This window comes from Thalassoglobus polymorphus, assembly GCF_007744255.1.
Taxonomy (GTDB): Bacteria; Planctomycetota; Planctomycetia; order Planctomycetales; family Planctomycetaceae; genus Thalassoglobus; species Thalassoglobus polymorphus.
The window spans coordinates 5529537-5553230 of sequence record NZ_CP036267.1 but is presented as its reverse complement, the minus strand read 5'-3'; the positions used below and the strand labels follow the sequence as shown (position 1 = coordinate 5553230).

Genomic DNA, 23694 nt, shown 5'->3' with positions numbered 1-23694 from the left:
ATAAAGAATTCAGACGAAGCGATAGCGAGATTCGATCCAGGAAAAACCAAATCGTTTCGCCGGCGACTTCAAGTCTCCGGCTGGAGCAAATCCAAGATTGGTCTTTACGTTCTGCCTTGTGGCGAGCAGTCTATGAAGTCACGAAAGTGAGCTTCAAAGGCACGACCAGTATTGAAATGCTCTGATATGCGATGAAAGAAATAATGAGCCAGATTCCCAACGAAATCCAGAGTGTCTTGAAACAGTTTCGTCGCTGGATTCGCCGCTACATTCTGATGGAAGGGGTTGCCGTCTTTGTGGCTGTGGCTGCGACGATGTTCTGGGTGACCTTTCTTGTTGATGTCGCATATTTCTGGTTTTCTCGCCTTGAGTTGCCGACATCGTTTCGACTCATCTGTCTGATCGTGATGGTGGGGGGACTTGTTGGTCTCGGCGTTTCATGGGTTGTTTTTCGACTCTTCAAACACTTTCAGCTCAAAGATCTGGCATTAGCGCTCGAGCGGAGATTCCCACAACTCCGAGATCAGCTCATTACGACAGTTGAGTTCGAACATGAAGCGACCTCACCGCTGACATCCCAAATGGTGGAGCAAACCAGCCGCGAGGCTGCCGAAAAGATATCGAAGCTTCCATTGGAAGAGACGTTTGATCGAACCCCTCTGAAACGAATTGCTCTCATCGCGACGGTTCTCTTCAGCACGCTGGCCGTTTTTGGTGTCGCGAACGCTGCTGGCGTGCAACGTTGGGTGCATGCGTACATTTTGACGAAAGATAATTACTGGGACCCGTATCGCCAGCAGGCTTTAGCGTTGAAGGTGCTCAGCCAACCGGGGGAACGTGTGAGAGAGTTTGATGAGAATCGGACTTATAAACATCCCCGAGGTGCGGACTTGCAACTCCTCGTCGAAAGCGATGACGCAGCCATCGCTCCGGAAGACGTGACGATTCAATATATTTCATTCGAAGGCAACGCGACCGAACGTGGCCGCGCGAATATGAATCGCTTCGGCGATGGGGAATTCCGCCACTCATTTTCTCGCGTCGTGAATGATTATCGGTTATGGATTCGAGGGGGTGATTTTGTGAATCGAACTCCGTACCGAATCCAGATTGTCGACCCGCCTCAAGTCGATGCGATTACGCTCATGTGTGACTATCCTTCTTACACCGGGATGGATGTCATGGAAGACAAGCCGGTCTCCGTGGTCGGCACTCAGGTCTCTCTGCCAATGGAAACAGAGTTTGAGTTGCAGGGGCGTTGCAATAAGCCGCTGCGAGCGGTCGATCTTCGCAGTAGCCGATTTCAGTTTTCCTTCGGGTATCGGCTGGTCGATGGCGACGAAGTTCCTAAGCCAACAACGTTTACTCTTCGGAATGAAGAAAACCAGATTTTGCGAACTGTCGAAGTGGATGCTTCTCCGGAAAGTTTGCTCAGCGAAGATCGGAGCGGATTTCAAATTCCCTTTGTGATTTCATCCAAAGCCGAACAGCAGTGGGAAGAGCTTGGTGATCGAATTGAACTGCCGATTCCGATTCCACCCGACTCCGCTTTAAAAATCTTCCTCGAAGACAACGACGAAATTTACAGCCCGGAACCGGCCTCGTTACTCGTGAACGGAATCGTCGATGAGCCTCCAGTGGTTGACACGAAACGGACAGGAGTCGGTTCGCTGATTACCCGCAATGCAAGTATTCCAGTGGAGGGGCAACTCTCTGACGATTATGGAGTTGCAAGTGCCTGGTTTGGCTTCAAAGTCGGCAGCAACATGGAGGAGCAAACCCTTCCTCTCAATCAGCTTCCGAGTGGGCAAAAAGAGTTCACGCTCAACGATGCAGCGGATAAAGATGTTGAACGATTCAATTTGCGCCCCTTAAAACTACAAGAGGGCGAAACGCTGACACTCGCGATTTATGCACAAGATGCGGACGACTTCAATGGTCCACATGTCGCGCATGGAGAAATTTTCTCCTTCAAGGTTGTCACGGACGAAGAGCTTCAAGCACGACTCTTTGACAGAGAAGTCAACTTGCGATTGCGGTTCGAACAGATTCGCTCCGAGGCTGGAGACCTGCGCGACCTGCTGGCAGAGCAGCAAACAAATCTCGCGGAGAACGTTCAAGTCGAAGAGTCAATTCTTTCAGCCTTTGTCGAGCGAAGTTTGCATCAATTGCGGAAGAATCAAACAGAATCTCGGTCGATTGAAGTCTCGTTTCAGAGTTTACGAGAAGAAATGGTCAATAACGGGATCGATACGAAAGACAAACTTGATCGCATCGACAACGGAGTGATTGCTCCATTAGGGGTTCTGAATGAGACGTTGTTTGTCGAGGCGGACCAACGTTATGCGTTACAGAGACTCAGTTTGCAGCGAGGAGCCGGGTTTGATGAGGCACTTCGGGAAACCGTTCCGGCAGTGGACGCTTTGATTGAACAAATGGATCGCATCTTGGAGGAAATGCAGGATCGCGGTACAATGAATGACCTGATTCAAACGATTCAGCGACTTCGTGACGAGCAGCTGAGATTGAAGAAATTGACGGAAGAGAAGCGGATTGAGGAGAATTTTTTCTTTGATTTCGAAGAATGATCGGGATGATTCATCAGTATTCATCCTCAATGACGATAAAAGAATGAGGAGTCAAGTATGCGGAATCTGTACATCTGCCTCGTTTGCATGATGACGGTGGCCGGTTCGTTGAACAGCAGCAATGCCCAAACAGCACCCGGTCTCAGCGATGATTCCCCAGCCACGCCCGCTGCCTCTCCGGATGCTACCGAATCGGCGGAAGCCACACAGGACGTTGATCTCAACAATCTGCAAAAGCAGATCTTTCGAGATTACGAACGCTTCGAAAAGTCTCTGTACGATGTTGCGGAGCAAATGCGTCGCAAAGATCCCGAGCAGGCGGAAGTTCTTTATCGCGCCCGCAGCAAATCGCAGGAAGAGAACCTGCTCGCTGACATGGAAGTTATCGCGGAACTTCTTCGAACCAGCGATGGCGATGAGAAAAAGACCGCACAATACGGGCCAGCTGTTGACCGTCAGGATGAGTTGATTGCGCGAATGGATTCAATTCTTAAGCTGTTGCGGTCGTTAGATGAACGTCAACGACTCGCTGAGGAGATGAAACGGGTCGAAGAGTATCTCAAGAAGACGAATCGGCTGATCGCGGGCGAAAAAGATGTTCGCGCTGAAACACTTCGAAACCGGGATTCGGAGCAACTGAAAAACGCTCAGCAGAAAATTGCCGACAAAGCAAAGGAACTCGCTGACGAGATTGATCGGCACGACGCCGAACGGAATGAAAATAACTCCGATCAGCAGGGGTCCGATCAGCAGGGGGCTGAGTCTTCCAGTGAGGGAGATTCAAAAGAGAAACAGGGTGACTCTGAGAAATCGTCTGGCGAGAAGAAGGAAGAAGGGAAAGAGTCTTCTGACGGGAAGATGCCGGAGAAGGCTGGAGAAGAATCACAACAAGGTGAACCTTCCAAGTCGGGCGAAGAATCAAAGAGCGGAGAGAAATCAGAAAGCGGTGAAAAGTCCGAGAGTGGAGAAAAGTCTCAGGAGAGTCCGTCTCAACAGGGCGAGAAATCAAAAGGTGAGCAATCTCAGCAAGGCCAGCAACCACAGCAAGGCCAGCAACCACAGCAGGGACAGCAGCCACAACAGGGGCAGCAACCACAACAAGACCAGCAGTCTCAACAGCAGCAAGAGCAAGAGAAAACTCCCGGGCGAGAGCAACTGGAACAGGCCCGCAAGCAAATGGAAAAGGCGATCGAAGAACTCCTCAAGAAGAAAAACGATGAGGCAGTGAAGGATCAAGATGCCAGTATCGCCAGCTTGGAACAGTTGAAAGCCGAGCTCGAAGAAATTTTGCGGCAGTTGCGCGAAGAGGAGAAGGAAAGCTACCTGACACTCCTCGAAGCACGCTTCCAGAATATGTTGCGTCGGCAATTACAAATCAATTCGGAAACCAAACGTCTCGACACAATCGAGAAAGACTCAAGAGCACAGCAGGGATACGCTTCCAAAACGAACGAGATTCGGAAAGACCAGGAAGAGAACTTGATGGATGCTGGGAAAGCTCTCAATTTATTGCGTGAAGAAGGCTCGTCAGTTGCCTTCCCGGAAGCTGTCGAACAGATGAACAAGAACATGCGAGTGGTCATCAACCGGTTGGGAGCACAGGACACCGGAAAGACAACACAACTCGTTGAAACACTCGTCGTTGAAACTCTCGAAGAAATGATTGAAGCGTTTCAGCAGGAATTGAAAGATCAGGAAGAGAAAAAACAGCAACAAGGCCAGCAGCAACAGGGGGAGCCCCAGGATCCCGGGTTGGTCAATCAAATTGCAGAGCTCAAAATGATTCGCTCGCTGCAATTGCAGGTGAACCGAATTACTCAGCAGCTTGGGACTGAAATCGGGAGTCTGTCAGAAATTGATGCGGATCAGCAAGCGCTCATTAATGATATCGCTCAACGACAAAAACGGATTCAGGAAGCGACTTACGACCTTTCCGTCGGGAGAAATAAGTGAGAAGTACATTACCCATTACCTCATTGATGATTACCCTCGTGGTCGCTGGCGGACGGAGCGATTCTCTCTTCGCCAATGAAGAGGTCTACTCAGCCCCGTCGCAGGAAGAACTTCGTCTCTCCGTCGAGGAGTGGTTGGCCTTCAAAGGGTTAGGCCAGTCTCCCGTTGTTGATGCCGTCGAGCCGTTTTTGAAATTTGAAAGCGACCCCCAGGCCGAAGAGCTTTTCGATGCCCTGATGCGGACGCTTTATCTGGCGGACGACGATGTCCGTGCTTTGGTCGATCAATGTCGCGACTTGCGCTACGGTCCTGAAGTCCTTCAACTCAAGGCACCGACTGCTGAACGGACAGCGACTGAACCGTTACTGGGCCACAACGTCAAATACTTCCTGGCACGGCATTTGTCGATGCTGACAGCCTACAACGAAGCTGCCGAATTGTTTCACACCATCGATCCCAGCTATGTCGTCGATCCTGCTGGCTGCCTGTTTTATCAATCGGTTTGCGAACATCATTTGTTGATGCGTGAGGACGGATTGGAATCATTGGACGCCTTGCTGAATCGAACGGAAAATCTGCCGATCCGATATCAGAAGCTGGGTGAGTTGATGCTTCAGGATCTTGAAGGTGTGAAAGAGAAATCGCTCGGCGAAGTGGCTCGGCAAATGAAGGATGTTCAGCGGCGACTTGACCTCAGTAAAACAGATGAAGGCGTTCAGGAAGTCGAAAACAAAATCGTTGAGACGCTCGATGAACTGATCAAAAAGCTGGAAGAGCAGCAACAGCAGGCCCAGGCTGGCGGAAGTGGTGGCGGATCGTCCGCCCCCGATCAAGGGGCGAGTGATACCTATCTCGGCGGAATTAAAGGGGAAGGCCTCACCGATAAAAAAGATATCGGGAACAAAGACAACTGGGGCGACCTTCCCCCCAAGGCTCGTGAAGCTGCCAAGAATATGCTCGACCGACAGTTCCCCTCTCACTACCGACAAGCGGTTGAAGAGTACCTCAAGAAACTCGCCGATCGCCCCGCCCCGAAATAGGGGTGGTTGACAGGTCGCTGAGCATCTTTCGTATTGGACTTTCAGTGTCGATAGCGGCCCCGGTAAGTCACCGGGAGGATTAAAGAGGCACTGTCGACCTCTGTGAACATGCTCTGGCCGGATCGGTCTGGATCCTTTTCTTCACACACAGCTTGATCTCAAGATGAAGTTGCTACACGAAAGTGCTCGATTGCAGGGGCATTGCGTTGAACAGGGAATGCGTGCAAGTGCGGAGGAAACGGGAGTGCAGCACTGCACACACAGGGAAATACTGCCGTGCGCCTGAGTGGCTGGGGACCACAATTCCCGAAACTCTGTAACGTCTTTTCGAAATCTGGGACATTCTCGCGACTTTCGGGATTCTGTTTCCTATAATCATCGGCGCCATTTCGTGCATGTTCATACGAATTGGCACGTTCAATTTTTGTTCATTCTGAACAGGCTGAAGAGCAAATCGCTTTCGGTCACAGATTTCGTCGCGAGAGGTGCAAGTTTGGATGCTGCATTACAGTTGCTGTTGGTGGCGACGCTATCGGGAACACCCGTCACCGTCACAACACTTGATGGTCAGTCAACCGTTGGTGAACTGGCGAAGCTGGATTCCGCTCAAGTGGTCGTGCAGACGGAAGCACAAGACAAGACACTCCCGGTCGATCAGCTGATGCTGCTCCGTTTCAACGATGCACAAATCAATGAGACACCGACGGAAGGCAAAGCTGCGAAGAAAGTTGTCCGCCTGAGTGATCAGTCGCTGCTCACCTTTGAAACGGTCATCTTCAAAGAAAAGCAGGCAGAATTGGAAACCGTTGGCTATGGAGCGACGACCGTCCCAGTCAGTGCGATTCGGGACATTCGCTGGGGAGCGGTCGACGAGAAAGTTCAGGAAAGCTGGACAGACCTGCAATCTCGAGGGGCTCGAGATGATCTTCTAGTGTTTCGAAAAGGGGATGTGCTCGACTACGTTGCCGGTTCAGTGAGCGATCTCACTGACAAAGGTGTCACCATCAACGTGCGAGGCCGCGAGCTGAAAGCTCCAGTGGATCGAATTTTCGCGGTTGTCTTCGCGAATCGATCAGCGAATGAGACTCCGGGAGTCGGGCTGTTGCGTACAACAGGAGGAGACGAACTCAAAGCGAAGTCGATCACTTTAAAAGAGTCAACGTTAGCAGTCTCGCTCGTCAGTGGAATCAATCTGGAGCTCGATCTCTCGAAAATACGGGAGATCGATTTTGGTGGCGGAAGGATTCGATATCTCGCAGACCTTCCCTTTGACGACTCTACGTCTGTCTCTCCAAATAGCGAATTCCCAGTCGTCTGGTTTACAGCTCTAAACTTCCCAGCTGGCTCAGGAGGACGACGTCCACTGTTGATCGACGGGAAGCAGTATCAACGGGGATTGTGGATGCACTCGGGGGCGGTGGTACGTTTCCGTTTGAACCGGCAATTCACCGAGCTTCGGACAGTTGCAGGGTTTGACCAAACGCACGTTGGGAAAATGCCACGATTCAATCCGAAGGTCAAGTTGGTCTTCGAGGGCGATTCAGAAGAGTTGTATGCGAAGGAATTTTCCTGGGACACCCCACCGGAGAAGATCAATTTAAACTTATCCAATGTTCGTGAATTAATCATTCGCGTAGAATCATTGGGGGTCGGAAAAGGAATTCTCGAACACTTTGCTCTCGGTGATGCCCAGGTGATCAAGTGACAAGCAAGCATAATCAATTTCTAAAACCTGCGATGCACCTTCGCGCATCCCGCTGGATGCCTGTGGTGATCTTCTTTTTGATGACACAGACAAGTGTGTTCTCGCAAACGTCTGTCGTCGTTCCAGAAGCTGTGCTTCAGGCACAACAGCATCGGATTGAAACTGTCGAACGTGTTGCAAGCAGCGTTGTGGCGATCTTTGCTCCCGGAGGGCAAGGGGGCGGTTCCGGTGTTTTGATTTCTTCCGATGGCTTCGCAGTCACGAATTTTCACGTGGTGCAAGGTCTCGGTGGGTTTATGAAGTGTGGCCTGAATGACGGTCGCCTGTACGATGCTGTTCTGGTCGGGATTGATCCGACGGGGGATGTCGCGGTTGTGAAGCTCCTCGGTCGTGACGATTTCCCTCATGCTGAAATCGGCGATAGCGATACCGTCAAAATGGGAGACTGGACTTTCGCAATGGGAAACCCGTTCCTGCTCGCGGATGATTTTCAACCGACAGTCACCTACGGAATGGTCAGCGGAACGCATCGTTATCAATATCCAGCTGGGACGTTTCTGGAGTACACCGATTGTATTCAGGTCGACACATCGATCAACGCCGGGAATTCAGGCGGTCCGTTGTTTAATATCAATGGCGAAGTGATCGGAATTAACGGGCGGATTTCCGTTGAAAAACGTGGCAAGGTGAACGTTGGAGCTGGCTATTCTATTTCCATCAATCAGGTGATGCACTTTCTCGATCATCTCAAAAGTGGTCGCATCGTTGACCATGCCACACTTGGGGCAACCGTCACCAGTACGTCGGATGGAGCTGTCGTCGTCTCAAACATTTTGGAAACATCGGAAGCGTACCGACGTGGGCTCCGTCAAGGCGATGAACTGATTTCTTTCGCAGGTCGTCCTGTCCGGAGTGTGAATCAATACAAAAATATCTTGGGAATCTACCCGAAGAACTGGCAGGTTCCTCTCTCTTTTCAACGAGACGGAGAACGGTTCGACATCGTCGTGCAGCTCGCCGGTTTACACCGTCGTGCAGAGCTTGCAGGGGGACCAACACCAAGCGCGCCTGAGCCAGATGAAAAAGAGAAACCGAAAATCCCGATTCCAATTCCTCACATGGGAAAGAAGAAAGAGCCGGATATTCCCAAGGAATATTTGAAGCTCTACGAAGAAAAGAACGGGTACGCAAACTACTACTTCAATCAAATCGCACAAGATCGATTTCTCGAAACGATTCAACGATGGGGCGACTTCAGTTCGAAGCCTCGCATGTGGGCGCTCGATGCAACATTCAAAGATGGGGCTCCGCTGCAAATTCGGATGCAGCCTGAAGCAATCGCAGCCAAGTTTGAACAGGGGTTCGCTGTCCTGGAACTGGGTGGGGAATTCACCGCAGAGCCGATGGATTCCGGAGGATTGCTGGCCTCTCTGGAGCAGTTGAAACAATTGTTGATTGACCCAAAAGATTACTTCACAGAGTTCTACTACGTTGGAAGCGAGCCTTTAGATGGTCAGGGAGAGCGAGTGGATGTCCTCGTGACCACGAAGGGTTTACTGATTTCACGTTGGTATTTTCAACAAGAGAGTGGAGCGCTCATCGGAGTCGATACAGTGATTGACGAAGAGCATGATTCTTGCAAAATCCGTTTCGGGGAAATGCGGGATCTCGATGGTGTCAAATTTCCCTCACGATTGACGGTCCGCTCGGGGGGGCAACTTTGGGGCGAGTTGGATGTCACTTCGCTGAAGTTTCTTGACCCCGACTCGAAAGGCTCACCATGATGACTCGATTCATGATTTACGCATTTTTCGTTTCCTGTTTGCTGAATTGTGAACTTGTCAAAGCACAATCCGCTTCCGAGGCAATTGAATCTGTTCAGCCGAAAGTTGTGAAGATTTTTGGTGCTGGCGGATTGAAGAACCTCGCCAATTACGGGACTGGAATTCTCGTCTCCCCAGACGGTCACATTGCGACCGTTTGGAATCACCTTCTCGATTCAGACGCCGTCGCTGTCGTCCTCAATGATGGTCGCCGATTCTACGGACGGGTGATTGGAACGGACTCTCAAAAAGATATCGCCATCCTGAAAATTGACGCCGAGGAGTTACCTTTTTTCGATATCGGTTCTTCTGTCCAAGTTGGTCCGGGAACACCGATTCTTGCGTTCAGCAATGTCTTCAAAGTTGCCACAGGCGATGAGCCAGTGACTGTGATGCAAGGTGTTGTCTCTGCAAAAACAGAACTCGCTGCACGTCGCGGACGCTATAAAGTTCCCTACGATGGTGAAGTTTATCTTGTCGATGCCGTGACCAATAATCCGGGGGCAGCGGGTGGCGTGCTAACGACGATGGATGGCCGATTGCTCGGTATGCTCGGGCGGGAACTCAAGGGAAACAACAATACCTGGCTTAATTATGCGATCCCGTTTCCCGTTCTGAAACAGTCGATTGAGGATATTATCGCTGGCCGATTCAGCCGCAGAGACGACCTTCTCGCTGCAGGAGGTGAACCGAGTGAGAGCGACTATCAGTCTATCGATTTCGGTTTTGTTCTGGTCCCAGACGTTGTCGCACGAACACCTGCGTTTCTGGATAAGGTGATAGAAAAATCGAAAGCGGAAGAGTTTGGTCTGAGGCCTGACGATTTAATTGTCTTCGCGAATGGGGAGCTTGTTCAGTCGATTCGAACATTCAACGAAATTCTGGATCAGCTGATCCCCGGGGATGACCTGCAACTTATTGTTCGTCGTGGAGACGACTTGATTACGGTCCAGTTTGTTGTCCCGCGCAAGTAGCAGAGCTGTTTCTTTAATCGTGAGGCAGCGGCTTTGGCAGAGTGAAATCATGTTGCGAATTATGAAAACAGAACTCAACCAGACTTCCCCCCGGACAGTCAGTCTCTTCCTGGTTGCCTTCGCAGTGATGAATACGTCATCAATGCTTCAGGCGCAGCCATTGTTCACCCAGGAACAACAAGCGATTCAGCAGGCGACGGCGTTTGCAAGTCCTTCGATTGTTCGAATCGAAACCGTAGGGGGACAGGACCTTGTTGGCGATGTGCTGACAGGGACCGGGCCGACGACCGGCGTCATTGTGAGTGACGATGGTTACATCATTACCAGCAGCTTCAATTTTGTCTCAGATCCTGCGAGTGTTCTCGTCACGTTGATCGAGCAGGACGAAGAGAAGAAATACGCCGCGGAAATTGTCGCGAGCGATCAATCCAAAATGCTGACATTGCTGAAAGTTGAAGCGTCCGGTTTGAAGCCGATCTCGGTTTCTCCCAAGGGAGAACTAAAAGTGGGGCAACGTGCCATTGCACTGGGCCGCACGTTCAATGTGGAATTTCCCAATATCTCAATTGGGATTGTCAGTGCATTGAATCGAGTCAATGGAAAGGCCATTCAAACGGATGCAAAAACTTCGCCCGTCAATTATGGCGGCCCGTTGATCGATTTGACTGGACAGTGCATGGGAATTCTTGTCCCACTTTCACCGCAGCAAGCAGGCGAGACAGCTGGTGTGGAATGGTACGATTCCGGAATTGGATTCGCGATTCCGCTCGAAGATATTCAGCGTGTTCTTGATCGAATGAAAGCTGGTGAAGATTTACAGTCTGGACTGTTGGGAGTCGGGTTTGAAGCTCAGGGCCCACTCACCGGGGAAGCGAAAATTCTTCGCGTACGACCACAGTCCCCCGCAGATCAAGCAGGTTTGAAAGTTGACGATGTCGTGATTGAAATCGACGAACATCCGGTCAATCGGCTCGTCGACCTGCGTCAAAAACTGGGTAATCGCTATGCCGGAGAAAAAATTTCTCTGATTGTTAAGCGAGGCGATGAAACAATCGAGAGAGAGATTCAATTGGCTGGCGAGTTGCTCGCATACGAATTCACCTCGATAGGAATTCTACCAGCTCGACGAAGTGCGAGCGACGAATCACCTGACGAAGGGGTTCTCGTGAGGTTTGTTTACGATTCCAGTCCCGCTCAGGCAGCGGGGATGAAATTGGGAGATCGAATTCGGTCGATCGATGGACAACAGGTTTCAACGCCGGATGAAATTTCCGTCATCCTGACCACCAGGAAGAAGGGCGAGGAAATCGCGATCACCTTAGATCGTGAAGAAGAAACTCAAACGGTCAATGTCACACTGGAAGCGTTCCCCGATGGAGATGGACTTACAAACATTCCTCCGTCTGATATCCCTCCTGGAGATGTTCCCGAGGAACTCAAGTTAGGGAGATCCAACCAGAAACTCGCGGGAAGTGATCGCAGCTTTTGGGTCTTTGTTCCGGAAAATTACAATCCAAATTTTGAGTATGGACTGCTGATGTGGGTCCACCCATCGGGCGAAACGATGGAAGCCGACGTGCTGAAGTTCTGGAAAGATCTTTGCACAGAGCGAGGAATTATTCTTGTTGGTCCACGTGCTGAAGACCTGAGTGGATGGGCTGCCACGGATGAGGAGTATGCCAAAGATGTGGTCAATTGGGTTCAGGAAAACTACGCAATTGACTCGGCTCGAGTAGCAGTCATGGGAGCGCAGGACTCTGGAGTGTTTGCCACGCGACTCGCTTTTAAGTATCGGGACCTGTTTCGTGGACTCATTTCTATTGAAGGTCCACTTCGCTTTCCTCCCCCGGATAGCAATCCCGAACAGCGATTACTCACAGCGTTTGTGGCTGCTCCCGAAACGCGACAACGTGACCAAATTTTGAAATCCGTCGAGCTGTTGAGAAAACAAAAATTCCCGACTGCTCAAATTGATAGCGAAGAAGAAGCAAAATTCTCATTCGATCTCGTGAACGCTCTGGTTCAATGGCTGGACGGGCTGGATCGTCTGTAGATGTTGCTTTTCGGTGCGATCATCATTCTTTGAAATCAACATATTCTTAATAGCGACAATGACCCGTGGAGCTCGGCGATACAATCTGTTTCTGTTTTCATGTGACAAAGCGGAAGATATTAAACTACCTGCGCATTCATAAACCGCGACGGGCGAGTCAGCTTTCTGAATGTGGAGGGGCTGGGACTGGATGTGGCTGGTGCGTGAACTACCTGAAAAAAAACTTCGAAGCGTTCGAGGCGGGGCAGACTGACGCTGACGCCGATCTTTCGATGGATGATCACGCGGCTGGCCGATCGACGTACATCTCCGAGGGAAAAGGGACTCCACGGCCTGGCACATAACCCTGCTCGGACTCTGGATCTGTGGCTCACGCACATCAAGAACTCAGTACTGAAGCTTCCTGAAGCGTAGCTCTGATGGCAGCAGCGTTTTTTGAGCAGTTTGCTCTACCGTGTGCCTGTGAAGAACGCATTTCTCTAGTATAAATGCTTTTCGCCACGAGGCAGAACCTGCAAACCAATTCGAAAGATGCTCTATCTCGTGTGAGAACGTGCGAGATGCAATCACAAACGTGAAGCGCAAACGTAAAGTCAGCCAAAGACGTAACTCGGGTTACTGAAGAATCGGCTTCCACTCTTCGATGGATTTTGAAGTCGTCCAACGTCTGCGTGATCCTTCGGGGACCTTTTGCAGCAAGACGATGTCCAGTTGTTCGTACTCTCCAACGTCCTGGTGCTTGAATGCCAGGCGGGCAAGATCGGCAGCCCGCGACTCGCTCTTCTCAACTTCCTTTTCAGGATTGAACTCCTCCTGCGGAACATAAACCACGACACGGAGGATTTTGGGGAAGTCTTCTTTGTGGCTTTTGTGTTGACCTCCAACAACTCGTGGGCTGGATTCAGGGTATTCATCCGCAATGGCATACTGCAATTCTCTAAAGGGAGCCGTGTAGAATTCCCAATAAGCGAAGAGTAAGCCGATCATCGTAAAGGCGAATCCAAACATCACGACGACAGTCCAACGTCCGCTGTTCGATTTTGTTTGTTGGGGAATTTCGTCGGACATGGTCAGTGCAAAATCTCTTGAGGATTAAATGGGTCTCAGCCTGTCTGATAATCATAGAGGGCAGCGAGGCTTCAGGCGAATGAGGGACATGAATTCGCCGGATGTACTGGAAAATTGCCCTTCGGTGTCTCAATCATCAGAACGGAGAGGATTGATGTCGAATGGAGCATCGGACTTTTTTGAAGTTGTACGTTAAAACAGCGGTTCGCTCATTTGTCTGTTCATTTGCTCCCATCGGTGAATCAGCGATTTCAAGAGATCAGGTTTCGCGCCTGCCAAGTCGTGCTGTTCACGAAGGTCAGTGTCAAGATCATACAGTTCCCACTTCGGCTTCTTGGCGTTTCGAGACATATTGACGAGCTTCCAGTTTTTGTATCGCAGTGCCGAACGCGGACCTTGCCTCCAGAAGAGTTGCTCGTGAGGAGCGGAGTCTTTCTTGCCGAGCAGGTATGGCATCAGGTCGACTCCGTCAATCGCATGTTGAATTTGTGCGCCTGCAAGATTTGCGGACGTGGCAAAAATATCCATACTGCTGACCGGCTTCTCGTACGTCTTCCCTTTTGGAATCTGCCCTTCCCACTTCACCATCATGGGGACACGTACCCCTCCCTCGTACATGTGCGATTTTTCACCGCGCAGTGGCAAGTTGCTTGATGTTAACTCGCGTGTTGGTCCACCGTTGTCGCTCAAGAAGAAAATCAGTGTCTCTTTCTGCAAGCCAGATTTTTCGACCTGATTCATGACCGCACCGACACTGTCATCGAGGTTGGCGAGCATGGCTGCAAAAATGCGGCGATGGGGATCTTCGATCGATTCGAACTGCTGCATGTACTTGTCCGCCCCCTGTAACGGGCTATGGACAGCGTTGTAAGCCAGATAGAGAAGAAACGGTTTGTCGGAGTGCCGGTCAATAAAGTCGACAGCTTCGCGCGTGAATGCATCCGTGAGATACTCGCTTTCCACAACAGGTTGCCCACCGCGCACAATCGGATTATTGGCATCGTAGTCAGGTTCATTATGCCCCATGTGCGTTGTGTAGATGAGATTTCGGCCGGTCCACCGCCCTTTTTGATTTCCTGGCAGAGACTTTCTTCTGAGCATGGTTGTCACCCCGCGATACGGAGGTGGCACAAAGTAGTGGCCTTCGTGAGTGAATCCAAAAAACTCATCGAATCCATGACGCTGCGGATGATAGGCAGCTGTCCCTCCCTGGTGCCATTTCCCGATCAACGCGGTTGTGTATCCAACGTCGTGCAGCATCTCTGCAAGGGTGATCTCTTTGCCTGGCAGGCCGATCGCTGGGTCTTCGTTTCTGGCTCCGATAGGGTTGAATTCGTATCCGAATCTGGTCGGGATTTTTCCTGTGAGAAGACCTGCTCGCGACGGGCTGCAATTAGGGCCAGTCACATATCCTTGAGTGAAGCGGACTCCGTTTTTGGCGATGGAATCAATGTGCGGCGTCAGAATTTGAGGGTTCCCCTGACAGCCGAGCTCTCCATATCCCAAATCATCTGCCAGCAGCACAATGATGTTCGGTTGAGTGATATTCGGCTGCCGGGCAGAGGCGACACTCTGAAGAGTGAAGAGGCACACAATCTGCAAGATGCAAGACATGAGCGACAAGCAAGAAAAGAAATGTGTCGGTATGAAACGGCTCATGGTGACTGCCGGTTTTAAAGTCGAGCAAGAAGGAAAATCAAGAACGGGACGTAGCCCGGGACCATTGTCCCGGACGAGTCAAGCGAGCAAGCCGCATTGTTGTCGCGACGCAATATTGTTTTGGCGGGCATTGTCTCGGCGCATCGATTGTCTCGGCGGGCACATTGTGATGTGTGACCCCTTCTGAGTCCTGACACGTTTTCTGCCCCGTGGCGATTCGGTTCTTTCCGAAGAAAAGCCGAACTCCACGAGGCAGATTGCAAAACGATGTTGAGAAACTCTCTTGTGCTGTCTTAGTCAGCCAGCTTCTTCACGCGGAGATTTTTGAAGTGAACAGTGCTGTTCGGGTCGTGTCCCTGAAGAGCAAAAGTTCCTTTGTCGATTCGGCGTTTTGGCTGGTTTGGTTGACCGGTTGAGTTTTCAGGCTCGGTGTAGTCGGTGGCAACCTTTCCATCGATTTTAATAATGACGCGTTTGCCTTTGACGATGATGTGCTGAGTCCACCAGGTGTTGTCTGGGATCAACTGTTCAGTGACATCATCGACTGCGTACAAACCTCCTGTCTTGCGAGGATCTTTTTTGTAGGTGTTATTGACCTGAGTTTCGAATCCTTTTTCAGGCCAGCCACTCTCCTGGAATTCCGTGTGGAAGTAGATTCCACCGTTGCTGTTGGGCTCTGCCATGACATCAACTTTGAGTTCAAAGTTCTTGAACGGAGTACCATCTCCGACGTAGAAGAGATGGCTGCGTGGTCCCTGACAAACGATCGCCCCGTCGACAATTTTCCAGGTGTCTGGAGATTCGTTGATCTTCCAGCCATCGAATGTCTTACCATCCCAGATTTGTGTGAAGCCTTCGTCATTACTGTCCAGATAGGCAACACCTTCGCGGACAGCTGCTAGACAAAGCTCAATATCGGAGAGAGGATTCTGTGGGTTCTCTTCGTATTCCAGCGAAATCGGGTTGGTGTATCCAATTTCTCGAAGCGCCCGCAACACCCCCACGATGTTCAGTTCTCCTTCGCCGAGAATCGTAAAAATTTTGCCCTCTTTTTCGAGGTGATTGGCTCTGTTCTTCGGCAGCACAGCCATGAGTTTCGCTTTCTCTTCCTCAGAACGGATGGTGCGAACATCTTTAAAGTGAACTCCGAAAACCCGCTTGCCAAGCTTTTGAATCACTTCCACTGGATCTTCGTTGCTTCGCAAGTAGTGACCGGTATCAACGCAGGCTCCCAAGAGCGGGCTGCGACCGTCGACCATTTCTAGGATGTCATCAACCTTGTCGTACAAAGCCCCGGGACCATGGTTATGGATCGCGATCGGAATCTGGTATTCCTCGACGAGCTTTTCGAGTAGGTCAAAGGTCGCTGGATCCTTTTTCGGATTCGCACTGATCGACTTGAGTCCCATCGCTTTCGCAAAATCAAAGATTTCGCGAGCTTTGGTTTCATTGGTATCAAATCCGACGACTCCATACGCAGCGAGTGTGACTCCGGAATTTGCAAGCTTCGCTTTCTGCTCTTTGATGTGAGCGGGAACTGTCGAGATTGGAATGTGCTTTGGGTAGGCCTCCCAGTATTTCAGGCCGAGCTTTTCCGAGTGCTTTAATGCTTCGTCGACGTCAAAACCACGAAGTGAGTAACTCTGGATTCCCATTTTGAATCCGCCGTAAGGATCAGCATCGGCAGCAGTTGATGTTGCTGGCGAACCCAAAAGGCAGGCGACGATAGCGAGCCCCGGAATAGAAAGCTTAGGCAATCTGGGGTGAGAAAATTTCAAGGTGTACATCTGGCACGACTCTCCATGAGGACAAGAATTTTGATTCGTCCCGTAGTATCGCCCCCTCGCACCTGCTTCTTCAAGCGATTCGATCCCTGCAAAACCTGTACAATCGGCAATATTGTTAAGTTCGAACGGCAGCTAGCCGATTTAAGAGATGGCGCGGTCCTTTCAAAACGTTGTCTCTGAAGACCACAACGTTTGTGAAAACTGCGACAAGGTGGAGAATCATTTGGTCGCGATGGTCGAGGGATGAATGCTCCCTCAATGTGAGATGGGCCTCTCCATAAACGGATTGCAGCGAGATGTTCAAAACTCGATAGGGCACAGCTGAAGGTTGAAAGTTCAGGGTGATCGGTACCGTACGAACTCGTTTTGTGTTTCCACTTGGAGACGCTTGTGTTTGATTTGAAGTTTCATTGATAGATCAAGTTCGGAGAAAACCTTCAACCGACAGTCGCACAAATTCCAGCGCAAGGCAGGGAGTGCATCGAATGAATCCATGGAAAAAACAGCAATTCTGGTTCTGGTTGGCAGCGATACTCATCGTTGGCGGAGCATCCTCTTTTCGCGACACTCGTCACGAGAATGCTTCGGTGCGTGCAAGACTCGGGTCACACAAGGCTGAGAATGTTTTTCGCAGTCGAGAAAATCTTCCAGAGCCCAATCAGCTTGAAGTCGCTTCAGGCAGTCCGATGAAAGAGTTGCAACCCAAGTCGACTCACTCGCCCCTGAATGGAACCTCCCAGACCGGTACCCTGCAAAACGAAGTTGTTGAGCGAGTACCACATCAAGATGCTCAAGTTGTGCAAATATCATATGAGAGAGAGGACGAAGTTGCCCGCCCTGTTGTCTGGTTGGTTGGCTCGATAGAGCCTGAAGAAGAGTAGTCGTCCGCCCTTCTCTGTTTTCAGCGCTAGCAAATCCAATGCAATAGCAAATCCAATATTGATCTTTACGTTCTGCCTTGTGGCAAGCAGTCTGCGAAGTCTCGAAAGTGAGCATCACGGGCACACGGTAGAGCAAACTGCTCTAGCAGGAAAATCAAAGCTCGACGGAGCGATCATTCGAACTCAGGACCAATAATCAAAGTGGCAACTCGCTGCTGAATCGTGGAAAGTGGAACTATGTACGAGGTCTATTGGAAACTGAATTCACGACCTTTCGAAGATGGGGCGTATCCAGATTACTACTCAGCCAGTCCATCTCATCAGGCAAGCTTGCTGAAGCTGCGCTACCTGATTCAACAGAACAAAGGGATCGGACTCCTGCTTGGTGATCATGGCCTGGGGAAGACGTATCTCACGCATGTCCTGGAACGAGAGTGCCTTGACGATGGGATTGGTCCTTTTATTCGTCTGGTGTTTCCCTGTCTCGCACCAGGAGAGATTCTGAACTACTTCGCAATGCGTTTAGGAATCCAGACGGCAAACGTGACTGCGACAGAAAGCATTCTCGTTCAGGTGGAAGAGAAGCTTCGTGAGATCGCTCAGAATGGTGGGCATCCGGTTTTTGTAATTGACGACGCTCACCTGCTCGATGTTGAACAACTCGATGTATTGAGGTTGTTGCTGAACCTGCATGAACAAGGTACGTGCCGATTCTCGATGATCCTTTCTGGAAGGTCAGACCTTTTGTCTCGCGTTCAGAGAATCAAAGCGCTTGATCAGCGTGCCTCGGTGCGGATGGCTTTGCAACCACTCACATACGAGCAAGTTCAAACTTACATTGCGGATCGGCTTGGAGCAGCCGGAGCTGAAGAGATTTTTGATCAACGAGCAGTTCGAACGATTTGGGAACTCGCACAAGGTGTCCCGCGCCGTATCAATCAACTCTGTGACCTTGCTCTATTAGTCGGGTTCGTGGATCAACTTCCCCTCATCTCCCCTGTTGAAGTCGAAGCGGCTGCGGATGAACTTGTTTGCATTCAAGCTTAACTGAACAGCGACGCTTTGCATTACACGAGTCGTATCGCGTTAACGGCGCTGCACGAAAGCGCGTTATTGAGAGCAGCTACATTGCTCGGAGTATTGGGTTGGATGGACTGTCGACCCGATCAGCATGCACACACATGCGCCATCTTTGTATTTGCAGGTGGAAGAATAGTAGTCGACAGGAACGAACGTCGCTCCAGAGTTTTCTTGACAACCAAATTCGTCGCTCGACTCCATAGTTGTAACGCACATTCCGCGTACGGCGAACTGGTAACCTTCGAGCGTTCCGCACTGAGATTTTTCTGTGGGGTGGCAGTTCGTTCCTGAAGAATCATCTTCGCAACGCATGTTAGCGCTGATCACCATGTGCATATGCCGCGCATGAGCCGGGTCACAAATAGTTCCGTCGAAAACTTGTCCACCCTGGCACTCAACACCTGCAATGACTTGAGGTGAGACACCGTTCAGGAGTGACACTCCCCCGGTGCAAATCAAAACCAAACTCAACGCTTTGTAGTACAACATTCTTTCACGCTCGTGAGGAAAACAGGCTATGGTTGAAAACAGGAAAAACTAATTTGCTGACCTGCGCCACAGAACCACTCCCAAAACAATCAGAGAGATTCCATTGGCGATTAAAAAAAATGCCTTCCAGTCGAATTTTCTTTCAGACCCAGAGATTGGAGTCGCAGCGACAGCCTTGCGTGCGATTCCATTTGCCAGGAAATATTCAGCGGCATCTTCTATATCGTGTTTGAGTGCGCGAGCGTGACGTTCCTCTGATCTTTGATCGACCATCGCAGCGCCCTCCTTTGCTGGCACAACAAACGCTGTTTTAGGGATATCAAGATTGAACTCCGCATCGACAATCGCTGTTAGCTCTGCTTTTTGAGCGATTCCATCACGAAAGTCGACTTCGACACGCATGGCTGGCGCAGTCACGTCTCCAGGGAAAATCGTGGGAAGTTTGTAATAGGTAAGTCGACCATATTTGGACTGATCGTCCATCGATGTTTGCGAAATCGGTAAATGTGTTTCTGCATCGAGAACCCAATCCCCTGACTTCTTTCCCGAAAGCTTCAACGAACCCGCTTCAGAATGAGCGTGTTCAACTTGTTCGAGAACCTGTGCCGGAGGAATTCCCAGAAACCAGTCACGGTCATAGAAGTAGACCATGCAACGACCTTCCTCGAAGGCTGTGATCTGTTGCGACAAATGCTTCGAATACATCAAATGCAGCCCACGTGCCACAATGTGCTCATTGCGTCGGCCGATGCTCCGTCTGTTGATTCCATCATCCAACAGAACCACGTCATCCCACAGATCCCAAGGACCGGTCGATTGATCGTGCTGCCGATGCCGTTCGATCACCTCGGGGTGGAACGTACTTACGAACTCCTGCATGAACTCTTCATCGGCAGAGAATTCAAATTCCGCAACGAGACGGTGCACATCTTCCACGCTGAATTTCTGCTCTTTGCAGTCAATGAATGCAGAAAAGAAGTGGATTTTCGCAGTCGCTGAGCGGGAACGATGCTCGTCCCAAGAGACCGAGACGGAGTCAAGGAGTTCAGTGGTTTCATCCGCGTAGAGAGCAGGTGAACTCAAGCCCGCTGAAAGGAAAAAAAGTAAAACGAACCTGAAGCTCATGGCCCATCATTCAACTTTAGAACTGATCCTGAAACTTGAAATTGCTCTCTCAAACGTTGAGGAAAGCGACCATTCCAGTAGTTTTCGGACTGGTTCTAGACTTACATGCTAAATAGAATCATTCTGTCACAAGAATAAAAGTTGAGCGTATGCCAAACCTGTTCAAATTGCAACGCGAAGGCCCTCCTGAGTCTCCTCACATATCTCCGCTCGCGTCTAACTCAAAACAGCAATCTCTGATGCTTCGCCGAGTTCGGAGACTTGGCGTGCGGGCGTGGTCAGAAGTCGGGGGTAGAAAAAAGGCAGAACCTGCACACCACTTCGAGGGATGCTCTAACCCTTCTGCCTGCTCACTTTCTGCAATCCACTTTTAATGCTCTGTTCACTGAAGACCAGATTGCGAGATTGCGCCAAAACATACCATGCAAGAATGTTCTCGCAGGACAAAACGTGACTCTTCACGGAACTTGTGAAGGATGTCTTGCATCGAACCTGCGAGATTTTCGCTGCGAGAAGTTTTCGCTTATGCAGCTGCTTTGAGTTGCGGGGTTGGTGCGTAGAATTTTTCGTAGACTTCGTGGTCACTATTTTCCACGTCGCCGTAATAGAGGTGCAAGAGCGAATTACGCTCTCCACTATTCTCTTCGAGTTCGCTGCGACCATGCCAGCTACGTTTGAATTTGGTGTTCAGGACGACGAACGCGTAGCCGCTGTTCGGTTGGAAAGGCGTTGTCATCACTTTGGTAAACCCGACTGGCTTCGCAAGGAGACCAAGTGGGCTGAGCCTGTAAAATTCGGTCCCCAAATGAGATTGTGAGTCGTCAGCTGGCAATGCGATTTGCATGGTGACGACTTTTTTGCGTGTATCGGGATGTGGTTTAATCGAGTAGCCCGATTTCTCGTGATAGATTTCAGTTTTCGGGTAGGCCCTCACATTTTCGACTTCATCGCGCGGGACTGAGTAACGGTAGGTGAGTCCTTCGGAGAGTTGACGGAACACAGCTGCTTTGACTGTCGGATGTCCGAGTGCGTCTCGAACGGCTTTCCATGTCGCCTGACTTTCAGAGTCCATTCCCTGAAGCCCTTCTTGCGTTAAGCTGCAACGATAGCGAGTTTGCCCTTCAGTCCCTGCGTATTTGCCTAACTCAGAGTAGTTTTCAATAGGAGGGAATGTTTCGAGGAGTCGAAAATACACTGACTCTGGAAGAATGTTCTGGAACAGAAAGTGTGGAAACGGACGATTCGAAACGTTTGCACTTTCCACCGCGCTGAGGATGGAATGGAAACAATCGTCAAACACAGAATTGTAGGTTGATGAATTCACGGTCGACTCTCTCGGCATGGTGTGGGTGCGAAATCACGAGTCAGCCTTCTAATCGAATTCTCCTTTTCAGGTCAAGATGAGGCTGAAACGCTCAGCTTCCATAATCAATAGGAAGTTTGTTGAGTCGACTTGCAGGTGAGTTCAGGTTTCGAACTCGTCTTTGCGATCAGCCTTGAGCATTCAGCTTGAGTACCCAGTACGCATGATGCACGCTATGCAACATTATTATGGGGTGTTCAAATAAGTTTGGAGACATGTTCGTCGGTCTCCATTTGGACCAATCGCTTCAGTGTGAAGTGATTCCGATAAAAGGCGATGTGAAAAAAGTGCTCCAGAGATACTGATTCATCTTGCAGCGGAGAAAGAAATTACGATAAAAACTGTCGATCTGGTTCTGAGCCAGGCAACGACTGCCCTCTCAATCACTTCGAACTTCAGGCATGGATGCCGAGACATGAGCGACATAACCTCAATCGCAACAAACACTTCCGTAACGTGTCCGCTGTGCTCGTCGGATGAGCACCAAACGTTGGCAACACGTGGCCGAGCTGGGGAAGACTTACACACGGTTGTTTGCACAGGTTGTGGACTCGTCTTTATTTCTCCCATACCTACTGCTGAAGAAGTGGCGGAATACTACGCTAAAGAATACCGACTCAAGTACAAAGGGGTCGTTCAACCGAAGCGGAAACACATTTATCGAGCTGGAAAACGGGCACTGATGCGGCTCCCCCTCATCGAAGAGTTTGCAAAGCCCGGTCAGCGAGTTCTTGATATCGGTTCCGGGGGCGGAGAGTTCGTCTACTTGCTGAAATCAAAAGGATTCGCAGCTTCCGGGATTGAACCCGACGAAGGCTACGGAGGCTTCTCCGTTCAAGAATATGGCATCGACGTAAAGATTGGTCCGTTCGACGAATCAATGTTCGAACCAGACAGCTTCGATGTTGTGACTGCGAACCATGTCGTCGAACACCTTCGTGATCCACTCAGTGTTTTTCAGGGAATCTGGAAAGGTCTGAAAAAAGGAGGTCACTTAATCGTCGAAGTCCCGAATGTTGAAAGCAAGTACCACACCCCCTGTAACCGCTGGCACTTCGCACATATCTTCAATTTCAATCCAGACACAATGGAAAACCTCGGAAGGCGAGCAGGATTCGAAGTTGTCAGGACAGATCTGGTAGGCAAATCCGTGCATGTTCGGACAGTCTTTAAAAAGTCCGAGAACGCAAAGCCGATGCAGGTATCACACGAAAATTATCATCGTGTCAAAAACACGCTCGATAGCTACACAAACTACGATCACTACACCTCAACCATGCCTGCCAAACGACTCTGGTCGTCCGTCGCACAAGTGGTGCATGAAAAAATCGCTGTCCATGCTACGCTTTCCGGAAAAGAAATTCTCGACCGAATTTACAATGCCGAATCCTCAAAATTGATTCTCGCGCGGTCTGCATAATTGCAGGCAAAGGCGAATGACCGACAAGTAAAGATCCCTTGCACGGCTTCAGGCTCATGCAAATCGGTCGACTACTGTGCCGTGAACAACTGCCTCGTCATTTGACTCGCGCTCGTTTTACGTGCCAGATCGCGATCACGAGATCGCTGGAGGTGAGCCGTCGATATCGCAAAGAATCGACAGCCACAAAGCACTGATACGCGAGAGCAAACTGCTTTAATGTTAAGGTCGCTCTGCGGAGATTGAATGTGAAAGAGTTCAGTGATGTGAGCGAGAAACGACAACCTCCCCCGCCGGTAGATTGACAACCCCATCCATTCACATAAACTGACGACCCTCTGTGATTGAAGCTGAGTCCAAAAGATTACCGCAACACTCACAAACACGGGATGTAGCGCAGCCTGGTAGCGCGCTTGACTGGGGGTCAAGAGGTCGCAGGTTCAAATCCTGTCATCCCGACTCAACTGGATATGAGGCCGTTTTGCGAGCTCGCAAAACGGCTTTCTCTTTTCTATCACTAGACTTACGTCGCCGAGCATACGGTTCAAAGATACCGTTTCCAAGATCCGCCGTTTTTCGAGCATCTTTGAACAGTGGTCGCGGATTCTTGGCATCATCCGGTGCGGTCTTTCCCATCACTGATTGCCGTTGAACTTGCGTTTACCAAGATGCTCCGCCCACGTTGG

Annotated in this window: 18 protein-coding genes and 1 tRNA gene; 12 read left to right on the top strand and 7 right to left on the bottom strand. The window is 50.3% G+C overall.

What is annotated here, in order from left to right:
* The first annotated feature begins 203 nt into the window (after nt 1–203).
* From Mal48_RS20120 to Mal48_RS20075, 8 genes are all read left to right on the top strand, one after another.
* Nucleotides 204–2588, top strand: a complete 2385-nt coding sequence (locus tag Mal48_RS20120) for a hypothetical protein (RefSeq protein ID WP_145203953.1) — start codon at nt 204–206, stop codon at nt 2586–2588.
* A gap of 57 nt (nt 2589–2645) precedes the next feature.
* Complete coding sequence (locus Mal48_RS23420; RefSeq protein ID WP_197441866.1) at nt 2646–4541, top strand: hypothetical protein; 1896 nt, start codon at nt 2646–2648, stop codon at nt 4539–4541.
* A complete protein-coding gene (locus Mal48_RS20100; RefSeq protein WP_145203941.1) occupies nt 4538–5581 on the top strand; it encodes a hypothetical protein in 1044 nt (347 codons plus the stop codon). The genes Mal48_RS23420 and Mal48_RS20100 overlap by 4 nt, the downstream gene beginning before the upstream one ends.
* A gap of 493 nt (nt 5582–6074) precedes the next feature.
* A complete protein-coding gene (locus Mal48_RS20095) occupies nt 6075–7286 on the top strand; it encodes an NPCBM/NEW2 domain-containing protein (protein ID WP_145203939.1) in 1212 nt (403 codons plus the stop codon).
* The gene (locus Mal48_RS20090) at nt 7283–9070 is read left to right on the top strand and encodes a S1C family serine protease (RefSeq protein WP_231739740.1); all 1788 of its coding nucleotides are present in this window, start codon (nt 7283–7285) and stop codon (nt 9068–9070) included. The genes Mal48_RS20095 and Mal48_RS20090 overlap by 4 nt, the downstream gene beginning before the upstream one ends.
* Complete coding sequence (locus Mal48_RS20085; protein ID WP_145203936.1) at nt 9067–10083, top strand: S1C family serine protease; 1017 nt, start codon at nt 9067–9069, stop codon at nt 10081–10083. Before Mal48_RS20090 ends, Mal48_RS20085 begins: the two co-directional genes overlap by 4 nt.
* 49 nt (nt 10084–10132) lie before the next feature.
* Nucleotides 10133–12136: a PDZ domain-containing protein gene (locus Mal48_RS20080; protein ID WP_145203933.1), complete on the top strand. Its 2004-nt coding sequence runs from the start codon at nt 10133–10135 to the stop codon at nt 12134–12136.
* A 65-nt stretch (nt 12137–12201) separates the two neighbouring features.
* Complete coding sequence (locus tag Mal48_RS20075) at nt 12202–12480, top strand: (2Fe-2S)-binding protein (RefSeq protein ID WP_145203930.1); 279 nt, start codon at nt 12202–12204, stop codon at nt 12478–12480.
* A gap of 271 nt (nt 12481–12751) precedes the next feature.
* Here the strand turns inward: Mal48_RS20075 and Mal48_RS20070 are convergent, their stop codons facing one another.
* The 3 genes from Mal48_RS20070 to Mal48_RS23415 all read right to left on the bottom strand — a co-directional run bounded on the left by Mal48_RS20070 (nt 12752) and on the right by Mal48_RS23415 (nt 16650).
* The gene (locus Mal48_RS20070; protein WP_145203927.1) at nt 12752–13204 is read right to left on the bottom strand and encodes a hypothetical protein; all 453 of its coding nucleotides are present in this window, start codon (nt 13202–13204) and stop codon (nt 12752–12754) included.
* A gap of 192 nt (nt 13205–13396) precedes the next feature.
* On the bottom strand, nt 13397–14863 hold the full coding sequence (locus tag Mal48_RS20065) for a sulfatase (RefSeq protein WP_231739738.1): 1467 nt from the start codon (nt 14861–14863) through the stop codon (nt 13397–13399).
* A 293-nt stretch (nt 14864–15156) separates the two neighbouring features.
* Complete coding sequence (locus Mal48_RS23415; protein ID WP_197441865.1) at nt 15157–16650, bottom strand: family 16 glycoside hydrolase; 1494 nt, start codon at nt 16648–16650, stop codon at nt 15157–15159.
* 485 nt (nt 16651–17135) lie between these two features.
* Here Mal48_RS23415 and Mal48_RS20055 point away from each other — a divergent pair, with 485 nt between their 5' ends.
* Nucleotides 17136–17531 carry a hypothetical protein gene (locus Mal48_RS20055; protein WP_145203925.1) on the top strand — a complete coding sequence of 132 codons (396 nt, stop codon included), beginning with the start codon at nt 17136–17138 and terminating at the stop codon, nt 17529–17531.
* 222 nt (nt 17532–17753) lie between these two features.
* The gene (locus Mal48_RS20050; protein WP_231739736.1) at nt 17754–18578 is read left to right on the top strand and encodes an ExeA family protein; all 825 of its coding nucleotides are present in this window, start codon (nt 17754–17756) and stop codon (nt 18576–18578) included.
* Nucleotides 18579–18641: 63 nt separating this feature from the next.
* Here Mal48_RS20050 and Mal48_RS20045 read toward each other — a convergent pair whose 3' ends face one another.
* From Mal48_RS20045 to Mal48_RS20035, 3 genes are all read right to left on the bottom strand, one after another.
* On the bottom strand, nt 18642–19100 hold the full coding sequence (locus tag Mal48_RS20045) for a hypothetical protein (RefSeq protein WP_145203919.1): 459 nt from the start codon (nt 19098–19100) through the stop codon (nt 18642–18644).
* A 48-nt stretch (nt 19101–19148) separates the two neighbouring features.
* On the bottom strand, nt 19149–20225 hold the full coding sequence (locus tag Mal48_RS20040; protein WP_145203916.1) for a hypothetical protein: 1077 nt from the start codon (nt 20223–20225) through the stop codon (nt 19149–19151).
* 523 nt (nt 20226–20748) lie between these two features.
* Nucleotides 20749–21549 carry a hypothetical protein gene (locus tag Mal48_RS20035; RefSeq protein WP_145203914.1) on the bottom strand — a complete coding sequence of 267 codons (801 nt, stop codon included), beginning with the start codon at nt 21547–21549 and terminating at the stop codon, nt 20749–20751.
* A gap of 454 nt (nt 21550–22003) precedes the next feature.
* On the opposite strand from Mal48_RS20035, the gene Mal48_RS20030 reads away from it, so the two are divergent.
* Nucleotides 22004–23008: a class I SAM-dependent methyltransferase gene (locus tag Mal48_RS20030; RefSeq protein WP_145203911.1), complete on the top strand. Its 1005-nt coding sequence runs from the start codon at nt 22004–22006 to the stop codon at nt 23006–23008.
* A gap of 385 nt (nt 23009–23393) precedes the next feature.
* Nucleotides 23394–23467, top strand: a tRNA-Pro gene (locus Mal48_RS20025).
* Here the strand turns inward: Mal48_RS20025 and Mal48_RS20020 are convergent.
* Nucleotides 23459–23644, bottom strand: a complete 186-nt coding sequence (locus Mal48_RS20020; protein WP_145203908.1) for a hypothetical protein — start codon at nt 23642–23644, stop codon at nt 23459–23461. The two genes, Mal48_RS20025 and Mal48_RS20020, sit on opposite strands and share 9 nt — an antisense overlap.
* Nucleotides 23645–23694: the final 50 nt, after the last annotated feature.